The sequence below is a fragment of the Dokdonia pacifica genome (genome assembly GCF_900188275.1).
Lineage (GTDB): Bacteria > Bacteroidota > Bacteroidia > Flavobacteriales > Flavobacteriaceae > Dokdonia > Dokdonia pacifica.
Genome location: NZ_FZNY01000002.1, coordinates 628,662 through 648,945, shown reverse-complemented (window position 1 = coordinate 648,945; position 20,284 = coordinate 628,662). Strand labels below are relative to the sequence as shown.

Sequence of the window (20,284 nt, the reverse complement as noted above, 5' to 3'; positions counted from 1 at the left end):
GAAGTAAAGGGTTCCATCAAGGTGTGGATTATCATTGATAAAATCGTTTGCATCTAAAGCAGATGGGAATGGGTTTCCTACCATATAATCTCTATTTGCAATAGCTGGAACAATAATTTCTTCGGCATCGGTACTATTATTTGGTTTCCCAACAAATACATAGTTCTGAGGATCTGCAATCCCACCAGAACCTGGTCCTTTCATCGTATATCCTTCACCTACACTTACACTTCCAAAAGGTCCAATAAACTGGAATGTTTCAATACCATTTCCATATTTAAACATCCAAAATGAACTAATGGTAATAGGAGAAGATGGTGCACCATTTAATCCTCCACTAAAGTTCATCACCGATGGATTATCTGGGTCAGTACCGTCATTCATAATATTTCCTACAGAGTAATCTAAATTGATCTGAGAATTATTAATAACACTCACAGGAGCAGACCAAATATTATAAGAGTATGTATCTGCTGTTCCTTGTTGATCCCTTTCTAAAGAACCCGTACTAGTAGCATCCAAATCACTATTTTCAGTTTGGATTAATTGAGACTCACCTACAAGATCTAGAACACCGTCTAATTTCAGGTAGTGAGACACTTCAATTTTGCTGTCATTTTCTATAGACAGTTCATCACTTTGAACATCTAATGCTAGTACAGTATTATTTCTAGCTGTAGTAACATTATGACCTATCTGAACAATATTCCAAGATACATCCACTGTATTATCAACTATAGAAGCGCTAAATGGTACTTGGAATCCTGTTCCATTTTCCCAAGCTGCTTGGTCAACCCAGTTTCCATCTACTTCAGACACATATGGGAGTGGTGCTGTTTGAAAATCTACAGTATCCAAATTACGAATTGCAGCAATAAGGTTATTATTAGATTCATCTTTTACATTGGTAAATGTATAGATGTTCATTGGGAAATACGCAGCTACTTCATCCCAATCGGTAGTTGCAAATTCATTTTTAGAAATCGTAGGAGGGACGATTCGTCCTCTTACTCTTAAATCTGTATTTTCTTCTATCTCTTGATTCATTATAAAACGAATCTGATCTTGAGATAATTCAATATTCCATACACGTACTTCGTCTATTGTTCCTTCAAAGAAGTCGGCTGGGTTAGTTCCATCTGCTGCTGCAATAAGGAAAGATTGCGCAGTTCCTACTGGAGCACTTAATCCTGGCTCTGTTTCATCTAACACACCATCTATATATACTCTAGCAGTATCAGATCCATCATAGGTGAAAGCAAATTGATGCCATTCATTTTCTGTAATCTGCGTATTTGAACGTATATTTTCTTCTGTTCCAGATCCATTAAACCAAGACATTTCTACTTGTCCTGAAGGAATTACACTAACGTCATACCCTTCAGAGAATGCTGCATCACGCTTAGAGACAATGGTATAATCACTATTGATTCTCTTAATCCAAGCAGATACAGTAAAAGCTCCTGCAAGTTCAAGTTCATTCTCATCACCTGCATCTAAGTAATCCTGTACCCCATCAAAGGTAATAGATCGTTGGAATACATATTCTGGAGCATATCCAAAAGTGATATACTTAACACCATTAAAGTCATATTCTGCTTCTAGTACAGACCCATTCAAACTCATAATACGATATTCTGAAGTAGGACTAAAAGTAGGTGTGTCTGATACGAACATTAAATAATCTCCAGGAGGATTTAACGTAGATGATAGAGATACCTCAGGTATAGATACTTTTACACTACCTACAGATCCTGTTTCTACTACTTTCCAGATACGTTCTATAGATACAAAATCTACGACAGAGTTTAAGCCAGATATACCAGCACTCATGTCAACTACAATAGGAGAAGCAGCTGCAAGTGCTGCATCATCATTCCCCCACATTAAGAAGTTCTGATTAGTAATTGTATTGGGATTACTAGCAATATTATCATTGTTAGTAGCATAAATATCAGTAAGTCCCATGGTTACTAAAGATCCAGGGTTAACTGAAGTAGATTGTTTTTGATTCAATCCAGAATCATCATCTCTTCCTATACCAGCAATATCATAATTAAAACCTGCATGTGTTACAACATCCCAAATAATATTATTATCAGAATCTATATAGTTTTCATCACCAAGATCAGTAGCTGTTGTACTATTGATATCATGATTTGTAATCCCATTTTTAATAGCTAAATAGGATTGTATTTTTAATTGATCTGTAATAGAATTTGGAGCAGCATAGCTAATTACTTCCGTAATTTTTCCATTAAAGTGAGAATCAAATGGTGTTCCCGCTACTGTAATACGACCCACACCTATAGTGTAAGGATTATTTCTTACAGTACCATATGGTAACTCCCCATCCGAAAAACCAGTACCTTGATCAAAAGTACGACCTGTATAATCATCTATTCTAATACCATTTTTATAGATTTCTGATTGATCTAAAATAGGATCATACTTTACATTAAAAATGATAACTTCATTATCGTAACTATCTGTATTACTTGTGTGTGCTCTTCCATAATTAAATCCATCTACATTGGCAAGGTTGGAAGGGGTAGACCCTATCATATGGCTTACAATATTATCAACACCATTAAAACGTATAGAACCTGGATTAATCCAGAAACCTGTTCCGTCTTCTGCAAAATCCTGAGGAGTTACTCTACCAGATATAACACCTTCTAAGCTAGATGTGCTATTGATGTTTCCATCGGCTTGCATTACAATCCAGTATTCGTCTGTATAAAAACCTCCTTTTCCTTTTAACTCTGTATCATTTGTAGTGTCAAAATTTAATACAGGGTTATGATTAATGTTTTCTGTACTATTGTCATAATAGGTTGGTGCTGTTTGATTAGCAACTCTAGCATCATTATCAAAAGCTTCGTCTGTCCAAGCACTTACAGCATTACCATCTGTTTCTCCTATTCCTACATTAGATTTCAACCAAAGTTTAAGGTTAGAAGTTACATCTCCAGGACCAAGAGCAGGATCTCCAGGCGCTGTAATAGGATCTCCAAATATAAATATATTGTCAAAACAAACACCATCATCTGTAAAGCCATCGGCATCAGACGCAAAGGTTAATCTAAAGCGTACATCAGCTCTATTATTTAATTGTGTTGGTAATGCAATAGCAGCTTCTACAAAAGATGATTGTGTAGCAGAAGATCCTGTGTCATTATTACGACCTGCCCATCCATCGGCTCCAGATCCTAGAGCAGTCACATCATCTACATTATACCAGTTATCAACAGGTGTAGCAGAGTAGGCTCCTAAAAGTACCCAAGAGCTACCTCCATTAATAGAGTATTCCATATGAAACCCATCTTGTGTATCAAATTCTGTAAGGTGGCGTATATCTAATTGTATTCTTAAATTATTGTGTCCAGTAGTACTAATAGCAGGGCTTGTTACAATCGTATTAGAGTTTGCAGCATAATTATTGTAATTACTTGTATACCAATAATTCCCTTCTGTACCCGTTTCTGTTGTGTTCGTACCATAGGTCCAAACACTATTTCCTCCAGGATTTGTAGCTGTCCAACCGCCATTGTTTGTATCAAAATTCTCATAGTAAATAGTGGTTAATGGATCCGTATTTACGACAGCAGTACCTTCAATATCGAAAGTATACGTTCCTTCATCACTATCATCACTTAAAATAGTAATTGTTGCGCTGTGTGTACCCGCAGCAGATGGAGCATAGCTAATTTGTAAAGTCGTATTATCGGATGCATTAATCATATTGTTTGGTATAGATGCAATAGAAAATTGTGCTGCATCTGCCCCCGTAATAGTTACATACGGCGATGGTCCAGTTAAAGTTAATAGACCAGAACCATTGTTTTCAATAACAAAATCATTGGTATTAATATTCCCTACATCAATAGTACCATAGTCTGTACCATCTGTAAGTGCTGGTGTTGTATCTCCATCTGCAATTGGATTTGTTAATCCAGTAATATCTATTTCAGGAATTAAAGAAGCTTGCGCTTCACCTAAGATGTCAAACGTATATGGATTTTCATCACTATCATTATTTGCAATAGATACGGTAGCAGTATGTGTCCCAACAGCAGCAGGATTATAGGTGATTCTGAAAGTGGTAGCCCCTCCACTAGTACCAATGGTTGGATTTGGAATAGTCGTTAATGTGAATTCTGCAGCTCCTGCTCCAGTAATTGTTACATAAGGAGAAGGATCTGTTAATAATAGATTTGCAGTACCTGTATTACTTATTATAAAGTCACTAAATGTAGAACTAGCTGGAAGCAAGAATCCAAAATCAGTTCCATCTACAGTACTAGGTGTCACATCTCCATCCAAGATATTATTTCCCATACCAGTGATTGCTATTTCTGGCTCAGGACCTACACCAGTACCTGTAATATTAAAGGTATATGGGTTTTCGTTTGCATCGTCATTAGCAATAGATACGGTAGCGTTATGAGTACCTCCTATGGTAGGAGTATACGTAATAGCAAATGTAGTAGTGCCTCCTATAGCGATCGTATTACTAGGGATTGTAGTAACTGCAAAATGAGTTGCTCCAGCTCCAGTAATAGTAACATATGGAGATGCACCCGTAAGATTTAGTGCTAAATCTCCTAAATTTTCAATAGTAAAAGTATTTGGATTATTATTTCCAACCACTACACTACCAAAATCAGTATCATCAGCAGTAGATGGAGTTGTATCTCCATCCAGTATATTATTTCCTATTCCAGTAATATTCATTTCTGGTTGAGGAATACCAGACATTATATTAATAGTATAATCTTCTACCTCTCCGAAAAATCCATTATCTGCATCACATGGAGCAGGTACATTTCCATCATCTATTCTACTGGAAATTCTCATTCTAGTAGTTCCAATTACTGCTCCAGAAGGTATCGTAATAGAACGAGGAGATAATGTTGTACCTCCGCCCGCTACATTGGTAGCTGTTCCCATATCATAAGATTCTCCAGGATCATCAAAGTCTGCATCTCCATTCCAATCTATCCATGCATAGGTTTGAAATGTAAAAGACCCTTGATCTGTTGCAGTAGCGATTTCTGTTGTAAGATTATAAGGATTCCCTATAGTAACATCTGTAGATTGTGAAGTAAAGTCAGAATAACTAGTTGTTAATAAAGGAGTACTATTATCAATTGTATTAAAAATAACTCGAGTAATTCCATCATTTACGGTATATATAGCAGCAGAACCACAATATTGAGGCTCTGTAGTTATCACTACATTATCTACTGCCATATCACTATCAAATCCAGTACCGGTAAGACCTACAAATCTAATATTGATAGTATTTCCTGAATAAGCAGAAAGATCTATAACTTCCTTTCTCCAAGGTCTTGTTTCATCGTTTTGTTGTTGTCCAGACATCGAAAATACAGATGTCCAAGAACCACCAGCATCGTCACTTACTTCTACACCTAGTGTTCCCATACGACTTCCGAACATATGATAATCAAAAGAAAAATAAGCATTAGACTCTCCCGTAATATCTATACATGGACTTACTAAATATACAGTAGCGCCAGACCCAAGACCTCCAACCCCCGTAGAGGCTTCTGTGTAATAAAAGAAAGTTCCATCACTAGCTTGTTCTGGACCTGTGTTATTAGATGGAGTTCTAAATGAGTCTCTTGTCCAATCTCCAGAATCACCAGTAGGTTGTGTCCAGTTTCCTAAACCACCTTCAAAGCTCTCTGTATATGGAAAGGTAGAGATAACCGTTCCTGTACAGGCAAATGCATCCTCCTCACTAGTGTCAGAAGTAGCCGAATTATTAATTGAAAATAAGGGTTGAATTGAAAATAAAACAACTAAAATAAAAGTACATAAAGTACTACATGAAGTAATTTTTTTCATTTTGTAGGTTTTGTTGCTATAAAGTGTTGGGTACTCTATAGTGATTTGGGACTACTAAATTAGTAAATTTCTTAATCCTACAATAGAAAAAATGTTAAAATTGTGTTTTTCGGCTATGATTTGTGTATTTCATCGATATTTTAAGAATTTTCAACTTTAAAAAGTTAACATTTTAGTGTTGTTTATGTTGTTTACGCTTTCGCGAAAGCATAAAAAGAGGGAATCCAACTTGAATCCCCTCTTTGTTAACATATTATAAGCTTATCTATTTACTTTTTTTGGGCAGCTCTTTTTCTAACGCCAAAATAAATTCCAGCAGCGATTCCAAGTCCAACAAATCCATCTATAGGAGCTGCTGGTGTTTCATCATCTACATCATCAGGAAATACGATTTGAGCATTAGCTGTTGTAATGCTAAGTGCACTTACTAAAAGTACAAGAAAGCAAAGATATTTGATACTATATTTATTTTTCATGATTATAATTGCTTTTATTTTTTAATTAGGCGCTTAGTGATACTTCCTGTTGTAGTTGTAATTGTAACAAAGTACATTCCATCTGTCAGTGTTGCTAATGAAGTTATTTCTAAATTAGTTCCATTAAAACTGCGTTCTTTATTATATACAACTTGTCCTAATAAATTATTAATTTTTACAGTAACATCTTGTCCTCTTAATAATGTAGAGGTAATCAATAATTGATCTCCTTCTAGTGGGTTAGGGAACATAGCGATATCATCTATAAAATTATCTTCTGTACTTAAGGCACTCTCTTCAAAAATGATTCTAAATCTATCAGTAGCAACACTTGCTTCTATTGAAGAGTCTACCGTAAACTCTATAAAGTTTTCTCCTTCTTCTAGCTCATATAACTCTCCTGTAAATGTATCTTCTGCATAAGCAGTTACATCTTCAAGTCCAGTTTGTTCTATACGTAATGTATATGCATCTGTTCTATAAGCATTATTGAATAATTGAATTTCGTCATCTAGTGTAGGCATCGTTCTACGTTCTACACTTAAGGTCGTATCTCCATTTGAGATGGCCATGTTTTCATCAATATTAAAGAACTTTTCTGCATCCTGTAAAGTAATGTCATTACTAAAGTCAGGAGAGAATAGAATTACAAAGTTATCTTGTAATTTTTCTCCAGCATTAAATGCTTCTGTTCTGTATAATTGACCAATAATGTGAGCATTATTAGCAATAGGGTCATCTTCTAGTAGAAAGATCGTAGTGTCTTCACCTACCATTTTGTCACTTTCATTAAAGCTTATAGAAGTTGAATTATCACCTACAGTAGTTGCTGTTGTTACAAAAGCAGATTGCCATGGTTGTAAGAAATGATTTGCATCAGATCCAGCTCCATTTGAAGAACCTGTTCCTGTAAGGAGTACTGTTACATACGCTCCACGTGCTCCTAATGTAGCATCCCATACATAATACTGATTGGTATTAATATTTGTAGCTGCTGTAACGATACCATTCATCTCTACTGTTGCTTGGTATGGGTTTCCAATAAGGTTGAAGTTACCTGCATTGTGATTTATATCTGTACCCGATATTGTTGTTGTACCTGTAACAACGGTACCTGTAGCTCTAACTCTTGTATCAGTAGGCGTCGCACTATTAGATGTTACGTCTATAGTACGATCTCCACGAACAAATAGGAGGTAAGCCTCACCAGCTGTTAGCGTATTCATATCTGTATCCGAAATAGGAGTTAATGCTGGTGTTGCAGCACTGTTGTCATACGTAAATAACGATGGATTTCCAGATGGTGTCACATCAAATCCATTATCTCCCGTAGTAGAACCTGTAATATGTGTTCCAAAACCAGGAGCTGAAGCCCCGTTTTCCTGCCAGTTTTCACGTATAGTCGTTGTAGTTGTTACGGGACTAGATACAAATCGGAAAGCTCTTCTAGCTGGAACAAAACGTTCTATAGTAACATTACCAGTTATGGTTCCTGATGTTACTTGATCTATCATTGCAGATTGTGTCGCATTGCTAGATAAGGTAAGGTTATCGTTAGTTACTAATTCTCCATTAGATAATGTTAAGAGTTGATTTACTGTAACTCCAGTATCTAAACTAAGTGATGTACTAGTAACATTCGTTGTTAATTGTGCTACTTCAAATGCATTTCCAGAAAAAGAGTGAGGGAATGATCCCTGAGCAATAATTGTCGCATTGTTTGCTGTTAATGTTCCATTATTGGTAATATTTCCTGTAGTACTTAATGTATTTGCTCCTAAGTCTAGTGTTGCACCATCATTAATTAAAATGTCATTTGCTGTAGTATTGGCTGTAAGTGTTGGGCTACCTGATAATACCAAAATATCATCATTAGAACCAGCCACTCCACTTGGATCAGCAGGATCCCAAGTAGGAACACCACCTACTAATCTATGTATGTAATCTTGTTTAGTAGCTGTAATACGTATATTATCAAGTGCTAAATCACTTCTGAAACCATTTCCAGTAACGGCAACAAATCGGATAAGAACTACTTTACCAGAGTAAGCCGTTAAGTCTTCAGTTACTTCTTGCCATGCATTTACAGATGCACCAGAAATTTGTGGAACAATATTAGTCCAAGTGACACCTTCATCATCACTTATCTGAACATCTAGTGTACCATTATTAACACCAAAGTTAGATCCAAATCTATGGTAATGGAAGGCTAAGTCTATATCATTATACTCACTAGTAAAATCTATACAATTACTTTGTAATATAACAGTTGCATTAAAGCCTAAACCATCTGTAGAGGCTTCTGTATATACGTAATTTTGCTCATGTATAGACTTAACACCATTTCCTCCAGCGGGTCCAGTATTGCCAGATGGTGTTCCTTGACTAGCTAGGTTTAATGTCCAGTCACCATCATCACCACCTGCTTGAAAGAATGTACCTGTTCCATTTTCAAAACTTTCTCTATACGGGAATTGATCAATGACTCCATTGATACAACTTCTATCATCTATACTTGTATTGATAATTTTAAAATTATCAAATTTAAATCCTCTAAACTCTACATTATATCCATCGGCTCTGTTAGAAGTATCAGAAGCAAATTTAAATCTAAACTGTACGCTACTATTACCAATGATACCGGGGTTATTAGTAGGGTCTATATATACTTCTTCTAATACCCATTTTGCAGTAGGATTATCTGTGGCATCATCTGTAGTATCTACATACATATCTCCATCATAAATGTACGTACCATTTAGTGATTGAAAATTTTCTTCAGCTTCACCTTTTGTTAAGTGAAAACTTGTCGCTCTCGTTGCAGCTGGTCGTGTATGCCTACCACACAACGCTACCCATGTAGCACCCCCATCTGTACTTGCTTCTAATTGTGCAAGGTCAAAATTACGCTCTATATCCCAAGTAGCATTGTAATGAATTACGGCAGAACCAACACCACTAAGATTCACAGGGTTTGCAAGAGTTACAAATGTTTCATTACTATTTCCATATGAGGTTGTTGTAGATGCAATTGCATTTGTACTTCCATTAAAACCAGTCGTTACTTCAGACCAGCTAGTTGTACTCCAGTTTGAAATACCATCAGCATTTACAATTACTGTCGGGGTATAATATTTTATAAATGTGGCCTCATAAATAGTATGAACATCATTGCTTAACGTTACTTTATATTCTATAGGATCATTAGCTTGAATGCCTGGGTCTAATGTATATGCAGCAGTGACTAAACGTTGTTCTAATACATTCATGGCATCTAATGCAGTAGCACTAGGTGTTGTGATTATGATGTTATCAGAAACAGCTTCAACAAGTAATGTGAAATTAGTAGTTGTGTTAGGAACATCATCATAGGTTTGTCCTATGTTTTCAACCGCAAAGTCTAACTGACCATTCATTTGATCAATATTCGTTTCAGTATGATCATATAATTTTGCAAATCTACCAGCAGCCAGAGATGTAATTAAATTTATACGCATTGCTCTTTGAGCGATGGTAACAAACTCTGTAGGATCTGGCCAAAACTCATCTCCATTTTCAGGTGAGAATGTAATAATTCCTTGCCCTGAACCTATAGATGGATTACTTGTAAGTGGGCCTAGGGGATCATACACTACTACTGGGCCTCCAAACATCCAATCGTTAATATCTCCATTGGCATTGGTTAATGTATTAGGCGCAGAACCATGAACATATCTGTTATAACGGGTTACATTTTGCATAAGGTTTTGAAACTCATCTTCTCTTCCTGATGATGCACTTGGATCTCCATTATATGAAGTTGTTACAATCGAGTTCAATCCTGCATGATGATTAATAGCTGTCTCAAATTCATGATCACCTACAAATTCTTGCATAATCATAATTTCATTTTCAGAGCCTGGAGAATCTCCTCTATAAGTATCTTGTGTTGTTAAACCACTAGAACCTACATTATCAAAGCCCCAGTAATAATCAGAATTTCTATTTAAATCTATTCCTCTTAATACATTTCCATTACTTACTGCTCCATTATCATTTACACCAGGACGTAAATTTTTACGTTGAAAACCTCCAGAATTTCCATCCTGAACAATTTCATTCCATCTTAAACCATCAGGATTAATAATAGGAACAAAATAAAGCTCTTGATTATCAATCATGTTTTTAATGACAGGGTCTTGATCATAATTTTCTAATATATACCACATATAATAGATTATATTCATCAAACTACTCGCCTCACGTGCATGAATCATTCCAGTAATTAAAGATTCAGGCTCGTTTGCTTCATCCATTTCTGGATTATCAGAAATACGCACATAAAAAATATCTTGAGGATCAAAATCTATAGGAATACCAGAAGCGGTAGTACCACTTCCAGTAGTATTACCGTTGGTTTGCATTCCCATTGCAGATGCAGATGCTTTTGTAGAGATCAGATCTGGAAATAATAATTTCATTCTGTCTAATTCTGCTAAAGCTTCATCTACAGTAAGGCATCCTCCCATCGATCCTAATTGGAAATTTTGAGGTACCCAATTAAATTCAGCACACTCATCATATTGAATAGGGTTGTCAATAATAGCCTCCATTTCACTAAAAGATCTATTTTCTCCTTGTGAGTTTACTTTTAAAGCTTCTAGTTGTTGTATGGCTAATGGTAATCTTTCTTGACCTCTTCTAGCATAGAATGTAGAAAGATCTTCTTCTACTATTTCATAATCAAGTCCTAATGCGCTTATTTCTTCTAAAGCATTTCCAGCAATATCCAGTCTTAAATCATCACCAATTGGTTTTGCTCCACAGTGTAAGTCTAATCCAAGCGCGGCAACTTGTACTAACTGATTTTTGGTTGGATTCTTTAATAGAATACGCTTACCAGATAAATTATCATGCTGATCATGATCATGTCCATCTTGCGCAAAAAAACCAGTGATAGTAAATAACGATAGCGCACATGCAAGAGCAGTGCGCTTGAGAGTAGTTTTTTTCATAGTTGTTTTAAGTAGGTAGTTGTTATTAGTCAAAGTAATTTGGGGTTACTATTTATTATATATATGATTTGGGTGGTGCTAATCTAGATAAATTTTTGAATTTACAAGGGTAATAAATGTTAAAATTTGCATTTTAACCTGTTTTTTATGCATTTCAACGATAAAATAGCATGTTTTTATAACGATTTAAAAATGGCATTAACACTTAAATTTATAAAGAATTTAATAGCATTGCTAGCATTGATTTTATAATTATAAACAAAGACGACCACCAAAATGGTAGTCGTCTTTATAATTAACACTGTATTTTAAGAGATCTTTATTCTCCTCCCTCTTCTCCAGTTTCTAAGTTTTTCATTTCTTCCTCTATCATGGTATAGAATTGATCAATCTTAGGAAGTACATATATTTTAGTACGTCTATTGGTAGATTTATTTTCAGCAGTATCATTAGGTACTAGTGGTACATACTCACTTCTACCAGCTGCAATTAACTGAGATGGATTTGCACCTAACTCTACAAGAGCACGCACAATAGCAGTAGCACGTTTAGCACTTAAATCCCAGTTATCTAATAATACTCCTTTTTTATAAGGTACGTTATCTGTATGACCTTCTACAAGTGCTTCAAAATCAGGCTTGCCATTAATTACAGTTGCTACTTTACCAAGAATTTCTTTAGCTCTATTGGTAATATTGTAGCTTCCACTTTTAAATAATACTTTATCAGATAATGATATAAATACCACACCTTTCTCTACATTTATTTCAATGTCTTGATCATCTAGACCTACTTCTTTCTTAAGGCTCGTTACTAGTGCTAGTGTAACACTATCTTTCTTAGTAAGTGCATCTTGTAAACGATTTATTTTTAAATCTTTCTCTTTAAGACTTTCAAGAGACTTCTCTAAATTGGTAGCTCCTTGTTGTGTAAGTACTGTTAAGTCTTTTGAGCTTTGAATTAATTCATCCTTATCTCTTCGTAACTCAGCAATTCGCTCTTCTAGAGAAGCAACACGCGTAGTTGCACTTGCTTTTTCTTCTAAACAAGAATTTAATTTGACAGTAGCCGAATTTAATAAGTCTTGTGTTTCTTGTTGTCTTGCTTCAAGGGCAGCATATTCTTTCTTTGATACACAAGAGGCAAGTAATAGTAAACTTGCACAACTTGCTAATAGCATACGTTTCATATTCTGGGTATTTCAAGTTATACTCAAAAGTACCAAAAATGGAAATGTTAAAATAGCGATTAACAGTTTTTTATCGTTTTTATAAAAGATCGCGATACGACTTTTTATTTTTTATGAAATATTTAAAAACAATGGACCTTATTTGATAATAATGTTGACGCTGTTTTAGCGCCTTTCTTTTTTTAAGCAAACTAGGGTAGTGGCTGTAAAAACTAAAATGTGCTTTTATAATTGCCCAGACATGTTTTGGCTTTCCTTCTAATAAGAATTTAGCACCTGCAATTCCATCTAGTACAAGTCTCATTAATATACGTAGTATATATTTTAAGCCAGGGCTGTTTTTAACGACAGCAAACAAAGTATTTCTAAAGTTATAAAATGTTTTTTGGGGATTTGCAGAAGATAGTGTTGCTCCTCCTAAATGAAAAACCTCACTATTACCCACAGCAACAATACGATACCCTTTATTTTTGATACGCCAGCAAAGATCAATTTCTTCTTGATGCGCAAAAAAATCTTCGTCTAGACCATTTACCTCCCAATACTGATTTGCTCTTATAAACAGACAAGCTCCGCTAGCCCATAGTACATCAACCGTATCGTTATATTGTCCTGTGTCTTCTTCACAAGTATCAAAAATACGTCCTCTACAATAGGGGTATCCTAGCGCATCTATATACCCTCCAGCGGCTCCTGCATATTCAAAATGGGTAGGGCGCTTTAAATCTTTAATCTTAGGTTGGGCTACAGCAATAGATGGAGAATTCTCAAAAACAGATAACATAGGTTCTAACCAACCTTTTTCTACGTTTACATCACTATTAAGCAATACATAAAGATCTGCTTGTACATGACGTAAGGCATCATTATACCCTTTTGCATATCCTCCGTTTTCTTTATTTTGAATAATTTTCACATCTTCCGAGAAGTGCTCTTTGCAATAGGCTACAGAGCTATCTGTAGAAGCATTATCTGCTACATATATAGTTGCCAGATGTGCACTATGTTTGACCACGTTTTCTAAAAAACGTTCTAATAATGCACGTCCATTCCAGTTAAGTATAACAATTGCTGTTTTCACGTTGCAAATAAAAGGGTTTTTGCTTTCGCGAAAGCATACCAAACATCATTTTATAATATAATTAGGGATTTCTTTTAAAAAGTGATACCGTTCTTGCTCAAAATCCATGGCGCAGTAGTAATGATGTAAACCATTAGTGACCATAAGTAAAGAGGCTTTTAATTTTAAATTATATCTAGCGATCTGGTCAAATACTGCTTGAGTAATAGCGACTTTAGGTCTTTTGCACTCTACAATTAAGAAAATACTCCCATCAGAATTAAAAATAACAATATCATATCGCTTTTTGGTATCGTATATTTTGATTTCCTTTTCAACGTTAATAAGGCTTGCTGGATAACCTTTGGTTTTTATAAGGAATTGTAATACGTGTTGTCGTACCCATTCTTCTGGAGTGAGGAGTATAAATTTTTTACGTATAGGGTCAAAAATATACGATTTGTTTTCGCTATTTTTGAGTCGAAAGTCATAGGCTGGAAAATCGAGAGCTTGCATGACTGCAAATTACTTTTTTTATAGGAAAACCCAATAGTGCAAAACGCAAAAAAAATACTATCAGACCTTCAGAATGGAATTATACACCCTATCTATTTTTTAAGCGGTGAAGAGTCCTATTTTATTGATGAGATAGCACATTATATAGAGGCAAATATTCTAGATGAATCTGAAAAAGGATTTAATCAAATGGTTTTGTATGGGCGTGATGTTACTGTAGATGATATTGTAAGTAATGCTAAGCGATACCCTATGATGGCAGAACGTCAAGTAGTGATTGTAAAAGAAGCACAGGATCTTTCACGTACCATTGATAAGCTTGCATCTTATGTAGAAAATCCTCAGCCCACAACGGTATTAGTGATATGCTATAAATACAAAAAGCTAGATGGTAGAAAGCCGCTGGCTAAAGTACTTAAGAAAAGTGGGGTTCACTTTGAGAGTAAAAAGCTATATGAAAACCAAGTAGGGGATTGGTTACGTGGTATTGTGACCCAAAAAGGCTATCAAATCAACCCTAAAGCAGCACATATTCTTGTAGAATATTTAGGTACGGACCTAAGTAAAGTAAATAACGAAATAAAAAAATTAATGCTCATCCTTCCAAAAGGAAGTGAAATTACTCCAGAAGCCATTGAAGAGAATATAGGAATCAGTAAAGATTTCAATAATTTCGAACTTCGTAAGGCAGTTGGAGAGCGTGATATTGTAAAAGCACAGCGTATTAGTTTATACTTTACACAAAACCCAAAAGATAATCCATTAGTACTTACCATATCTTCTTTATATGGTTTTTTCTCTAATCTTCTTAAATACCACGGACTTCCTCAAAAAGATAAAAGCTCTGTTGCCAAAGCACTAGGTGTAAATCCATACTTTGTAGGTGAATATACAACAGCGGCACGTCATTATCCTATGAAGCGCGTGAGTGCAGCTATTGCTCTTTTACGAGAAGCAGATGTAAAGAGTAAAGGCGTAGGGTCAAGTGCTTTTGCAACACCAGATATACTCAAGGAATTACTCGTAAAAATTATGGGGTGATCCTGTATTTAACTTAGATCATTTGCAACTACCTCATGCAGTTTATGTAAGGCACTTTTAATATTTTTTTTGAATCCATTTTTTACAACCAATGCAATCATTATTTTCTTAAAAATAGATCGTGCTTCCCAAAAAAGCTCTACTGTCAGTAGTGAGCTGTTATCAGAAATTGGTTTAACACTATAAAACTGATAGAGTGCATCCACAGGTGGCGGGTTTGTTGTGTACTCTCCATATACGATTTCATCGGTTTTAGGAGGTTTGTTTACAACTTTAAAATTAAAATGTTTACCCCCAATCACACACATATGTTCTGAATCTAATCGGGTTACTTCATTTTCATCATAGTGTATTTCATCAGCGCCTTCAGCCCATAAATGCCTGTACTTATAGTTCGTAATCAATTCTAATAACTTTTCTGCTTTTACAGGAAAAGTGCGTTCAAGTTGGACATCTGGAAGTCGTAAAAAATTGACTGTTTGTCCCTGTTGGAAGGGCTGCAGTTTTAAATTATTTACAGCGATTTCAGAAAAAATATAATGCACAGGGAAATCATCATAGGTGTTTACGCTTTCGCGAAAGCGGAATAAGGAACTTTTATAATCTAAGGGCATTTTGATTTCTGTAGCCAGTTCTTTACTTAAAAGCACATAATTATCACTCTCTACAGAGTTTTTGAGTAATCGATGGGCTTTGATCACTGCTTCTCCAAAAGGTTTTCTATTATTCTGAACTTCTATGAATTGTAATTCACCCACATGCGCTACAATCTTAAGTTCGAGATTTACAGCACTTGAACATGCTAAACACGGGCAAATTCTGTTTTTTTCTAGTAATTTAAGATGACTGTAAAAAGCAGTATACATCGTTTCAATTTGCGCTAAAAGCTTTTCCTGAGAGAGTATTTGCCCTTCTTTATAAAAAAACAATGCATCACCTTCTACTTCAGCAAGCCGTAATTGTTGTGTATTTGCTTCTATAAGGACTTCCAGAAGTTCTGCAATAACATGCTGACTATGTTCTGCCTCTGTTGTTTGAACAAATTTTGTAAATCCTGAAATATCTGGAATAAAAAGTAATGATTTTGGCATACACTAAAGGTAAAAATATTCAAACATGATTTCTAGCATTAGTCGTAAAAGATTTGTTAATATATCAAGGTAATCTTAATTTTATATTGCATAAAAATCCCCCATAGTTTATTTAATGACTATGAGGGATAATTCACTATCAACCACTAAAATTTTAATAGAAAAATTGTTCAGAAATGATCTTGCCATTTTCGATTTTGTAAACAATAATTTCATCTAGCGGCCATTTATTTCCATCTTTAAGAATGACCGTCATTTTATAGGGTATCGCTATGTAGTTTTTTGCAATAATTGCATCTCCAACTTCCATTGCTTCAACACCTGTAATATTTTCTTGCATCGCAGCATCTTTTGCTTTAATAGCTACAATACCCTTTATATCTGAAAAATATTCTGATTGTGGCTCTATATGATGTGCATCTTGATGGAAAAGTTCATCATACACGGTCTCAAATTTTCCATCTCTCAAAAGACTCACCAATCTATTTGCTACTTCTTGATTTGTCATTTTTAGTTGGTTTTAACGATTGTTGCTTTGGGATAATTTCCTTTTATTTCTTTGTAGGTATCTGTTCCGCCTGTTACTCTTTCTCCGGTTTCTATATAATGTTTTAATCCTACTAAAGTTCCAGACATTTGTTTTTTAAACCAGCCTTTTGCTATAAAACCAAGAAATGCAGGTTTCGTTCTAAATTGAAATTCATAGGAAGCCGTTGAGGTTCCATCCCCATTATCTTTTACACGATAAAATGCTTGAGAATTATCAAAATTTAATGGAAGCTTTGCACCATCTATAACTACATTGCGCATCACCATATTTTTAGTGTCAATAGCTGCAATACGTTCCTTAGACCATTGCGTACCTTTTTCATTAAAATTGCATTTACGCTCTGCACCCACTTCTCCTTTTAAAGATCCGTTAGTGTATTCAGATGTATAGATATATGGAGAGAAGTTTGAAATTTCTCCATAATCTAGCACCATTGCTTCCCATACTCTTTCTGCTGGAGCATTGATTATAAGTTCTACGTGTACAGTTCTAAAACTTTTCTCCATGGATTGCGCAAAAGAGAAAGTAGTTGCCATGATGGCAATGACTATGAATACAATTGATTTATTTTTCATTTTTTATGTTTTAAGGTTATGCGGCTTTTTTGCCTTTTTTCTTGAAATATTTAGCGTCAGATTTCTTCTTTACTTCAGATTGTTCTCCATTTTCTATAAAATATTTTAGATCATCTATAGTTTGATAAATGTCTTTACGCATTTTGGGTTTTATTAGCCAACCCATTAAGAAACCAGGGAGTGTTGCTAAAGTGACATCTAGATGCATAGTAACTTCAGAGGTATTAACACTTGCGGATGTTACTTTCCAGTGTGCTGTAGCGGCTTTCATAATAAAGGGCGTATCATCAAGATGATATTGTAGTTCCATGGTTTCTTCATTTACATGGTCTATAATCTCACTTACATCACCAAAAGTGGTTGAACAAGTTCTTCCTCCGTATTTCGATCCTACAGCTTCACGTAGTTTCGATTCATTTACAGTGCTAGCCCAATCACAGGCTTGGCCATAGTTTTTGAATAGCGTTTCCCAGACGGTAACCGCTGATGCATTAATTTGTATTGTCTTATTGACTTTCATAGGTATCTGGTTTTGTTTTCGCGAAAGCGAGATTAGAAAAGTCGCTCTCTATGTTTATACTTTGATTCAGAAATAGTATATCTGTGACAACTTTGCATAAAAACATAAGTTCCTTTTAGCTATTGTAATTGCTTACCATGCAATGTATTGAGGTGGTTTTATATCCTGTGACCGAAGGTATACAATGGCTTGCGCACGCGTATGAGTAGTGTGGTCAAAAGCGATGTTTAAGATTTTCCTACGTGTCATTCTACCTGCCCAAAACGAAACTGTCTTTTCAAAGTCAGTACTGTCCATCTTTTCTACAGCAACTCTAACGATTTCAAATTGTTTTTTTAAGTAATCAATAAGAGCATCTTTATCGGTAAGGTTTCCCTGGTATGGAATTTCCTTACTATGTATAGCATTCATAGATAAATAGGTCATGGCATACCCAATATGTTCCATTTGTTCACCAAAAGTTCGCATGCCCTCATTAGGTCGATAGCCATACTTACTTGCAGGCATTTTTTCTGCAACTTCTAGTGTATATGTTGTGGCATTCTTCCATTTTTTTAGAAATTCTTTTTTGAATGATGATTGTTGTGCTGTCATAGGCATCCAGGATGAAATTATTAAAATGAATAAGGCTCGTGCTTTTTGATGAAATGTCATGTTATTTAGAGGTATAAGATTCTTTTTATGCTTGTTGTTTTAAACTCATATTTCTTCATACATAGCACATTAAATACTAAGAAAGGCTCACTCATAAAGTGAGCCCATACTATATAGGGGGGAAGAAAATTAAGCGTCATTTGCCATGTTTGTAGTAATCTCCTGGATAGAAGATTGCATAAAAGCTGTAAACTGTTCTTCAGTCATTTGAGGATTCTTCATAAATGCTTCATAGTTGGACCACCAAACGATCATAGATTTATTAAAACCTAGGTCAACTACTTTAAAGTTATTAATGAGTCCTTTTACAGGAACACCTTCTACAACAGCATAGGTATAAGTTCTGTTTACATTGTCATAGGCAAGAATATTTTCTTTAAACTGACCTTTGCCATCTGGTGTAGCGCATACTCTTGAGGCTCCAGCTTCATGATTACCAGTTACTTTTACGTTACCTATTGTAGACGAGTATTTTGAAAAATCAAGATTTCTAACAATTTTCCATACGTCATCTGCACTTTTTTCAACGATTTGGGTATGTACTAGTTTTGCATCGGCATTTTGGGCAACTGCATTTGTGGTATTTAATCCTAACATAAATAAGGCAGTTAGCGCTACTAATTTTAAAGTTTTCATGTTTTTTTATTTAAAAAGTTATGCTCTTTTGATGACAGAATATGTAATGTGTGACGAGTAGGATTATTTTTTATACGCTTTCGCGAAAGCGTACCAAGAGATATTTACTTAATTTTAAACTATCATACTACCCATGGAGATAAGGTTTTGTCACACCTTGTTAAAAGTTGCATCTAAAAGAATAAAACACATACAATGAATAATCCTTTTTTAAAAGTATATACAGGTGATAAAACAGATGCGACTCTTGTAGAAAGTGCTCAAAATGGAAGCAAAGCAGCACTAGAGGAGCTTTTATTAAAGCATCAACCTTTTATTTATAATGTGGCTTGGAAGATGGTACGCCATCCAGCCGATGCGAAAGATTTGACACAGGAAGCACTTATAAAAATCGTAACAAATTTGAGTAAGTTTAAAGGGGAAAGTAAATTTTCTACATGGTGTTATCGAATTGTGGTCAATCATTTTTTAGCGTCAAAACGAAAAGCTAGTGAAAAGATTTTTACCAGTTTTGAGGTACATGCTAATGCCTTAGAACAAACACCCGATTCTAATATGACAGAAGCAGAACAAAAAGCCAATGAAAAATTGATCAAAGAGATGAATTATTCTTGTATGAGTGGGATGCTACTTTGTTTAAATAGAGACCAACGTATGGTGTATATTCTGGGAGAAATGTTTGATGCAGATCAGACTATTGGTTCTGAAATTTTGAATATCTCTAAAGATAATTATAGAAAACGACTTTCAAGAGCACGTAAAGACATGTTCAATTACATGAATAATAAATGTGGTCTTGTCAATAAAGAAAACCCGTGTCGTTGCCATAAAAAAGTACAATTTGCTATTGATAATAAAATCATAGATGCAAAGAATTTACTTTTTAATAGGAAGGAACATGCAAGTTTTAAGGAAATGATCAAACCTGATGCCGATTTTATGATAGAAACAGTCGAAGATAAATTTGACGAACTCTACAGACAAATGCCCTTCAAGAAAGATTTTGACAAGAAAACCTTTTTATTGGATATCATTAATGATGAAAAGATCAATCAAGCCATGCGATTAAATTGAAATATGCACTTGTTATCTTCCTAACCTTATACAG

Annotated in this window: 14 protein-coding genes; 2 read left to right on the top strand and 12 right to left on the bottom strand. The window is 34.9% G+C overall.

The window, feature by feature from the left end:
* From CHB80_RS10035 to CHB80_RS10010, 6 genes are all read right to left on the bottom strand, one after another.
* The coding region (locus CHB80_RS10035; protein ID WP_089371309.1) for a choice-of-anchor D domain-containing protein at nt 1-5,874 on the bottom strand (5,874 nt) is incomplete at its 3' end.
* 269 nt (nt 5,875-6,143) lie between these two features.
* Complete coding sequence (locus CHB80_RS10030) at nt 6,144-6,350, bottom strand: PID-CTERM protein-sorting domain-containing protein (RefSeq protein WP_089371308.1); 207 nt, start codon at nt 6,348-6,350, stop codon at nt 6,144-6,146.
* Nucleotides 6,351-6,364: 14 nt separating this feature from the next.
* Nucleotides 6,365-11,344, bottom strand: coding sequence for a M14 family zinc carboxypeptidase (locus CHB80_RS10025; RefSeq protein ID WP_089371307.1), 4,980 nt, complete (start codon nt 11,342-11,344; stop codon nt 6,365-6,367).
* A 319-nt stretch (nt 11,345-11,663) separates the two neighbouring features.
* A complete protein-coding gene (locus CHB80_RS10020) occupies nt 11,664-12,533 on the bottom strand; it encodes an OmpA/MotB family protein (protein WP_089371306.1) in 870 nt (289 codons plus the stop codon).
* Nucleotides 12,534-12,612: 79 nt separating this feature from the next.
* Nucleotides 12,613-13,614, bottom strand: coding sequence for a glycosyltransferase family 2 protein (locus CHB80_RS10015; RefSeq protein ID WP_089371305.1), 1,002 nt, complete (start codon nt 13,612-13,614; stop codon nt 12,613-12,615).
* A gap of 45 nt (nt 13,615-13,659) precedes the next feature.
* Nucleotides 13,660-14,109, bottom strand: coding sequence for a type I restriction enzyme HsdR N-terminal domain-containing protein (locus CHB80_RS10010; protein ID WP_089371304.1), 450 nt, complete (start codon nt 14,107-14,109; stop codon nt 13,660-13,662).
* 36 nt (nt 14,110-14,145) lie between these two features.
* Here CHB80_RS10010 and holA point away from each other — a divergent pair, with 36 nt between their 5' ends.
* Entirely contained in the window at nt 14,146-15,150 is a 1,005-nt protein-coding gene (holA, locus tag CHB80_RS10005; protein WP_089371303.1) for a DNA polymerase III subunit delta, read from the top strand.
* 8 nt (nt 15,151-15,158) lie between these two features.
* Here the strand turns inward: holA and CHB80_RS10000 are convergent, their stop codons facing one another.
* The 6 genes from CHB80_RS10000 to CHB80_RS09975 all read right to left on the bottom strand — a co-directional run bounded on the left by CHB80_RS10000 (nt 15,159) and on the right by CHB80_RS09975 (nt 19,176).
* Entirely contained in the window at nt 15,159-16,241 is a 1,083-nt protein-coding gene (locus tag CHB80_RS10000) for a DUF2652 domain-containing protein (protein WP_089371302.1), read from the bottom strand.
* A gap of 154 nt (nt 16,242-16,395) precedes the next feature.
* Nucleotides 16,396-16,749, bottom strand: a complete 354-nt coding sequence (locus CHB80_RS09995; protein WP_089371301.1) for a nuclear transport factor 2 family protein — start codon at nt 16,747-16,749, stop codon at nt 16,396-16,398.
* 2 nt (nt 16,750-16,751) lie between these two features.
* On the bottom strand, nt 16,752-17,366 hold the full coding sequence (locus CHB80_RS09990; protein ID WP_089371300.1) for an SRPBCC family protein: 615 nt from the start codon (nt 17,364-17,366) through the stop codon (nt 16,752-16,754).
* A gap of 16 nt (nt 17,367-17,382) precedes the next feature.
* Nucleotides 17,383-17,886 carry an SRPBCC family protein gene (locus tag CHB80_RS09985; protein ID WP_089371299.1) on the bottom strand — a complete coding sequence of 168 codons (504 nt, stop codon included), beginning with the start codon at nt 17,884-17,886 and terminating at the stop codon, nt 17,383-17,385.
* A 132-nt stretch (nt 17,887-18,018) separates the two neighbouring features.
* Nucleotides 18,019-18,540, bottom strand: coding sequence for a DinB family protein (locus CHB80_RS09980; protein ID WP_089371298.1), 522 nt, complete (start codon nt 18,538-18,540; stop codon nt 18,019-18,021).
* A gap of 129 nt (nt 18,541-18,669) precedes the next feature.
* On the bottom strand, nt 18,670-19,176 hold the full coding sequence (locus CHB80_RS09975) for an SRPBCC family protein (RefSeq protein WP_089371297.1): 507 nt from the start codon (nt 19,174-19,176) through the stop codon (nt 18,670-18,672).
* Nucleotides 19,177-19,371: 195 nt separating this feature from the next.
* Here CHB80_RS09975 and CHB80_RS09970 point away from each other — a divergent pair, with 195 nt between their 5' ends.
* A complete protein-coding gene (locus CHB80_RS09970) occupies nt 19,372-20,250 on the top strand; it encodes an RNA polymerase sigma factor (protein ID WP_089371296.1) in 879 nt (292 codons plus the stop codon).
* Nucleotides 20,251-20,284 lie beyond the last annotated feature (34 nt).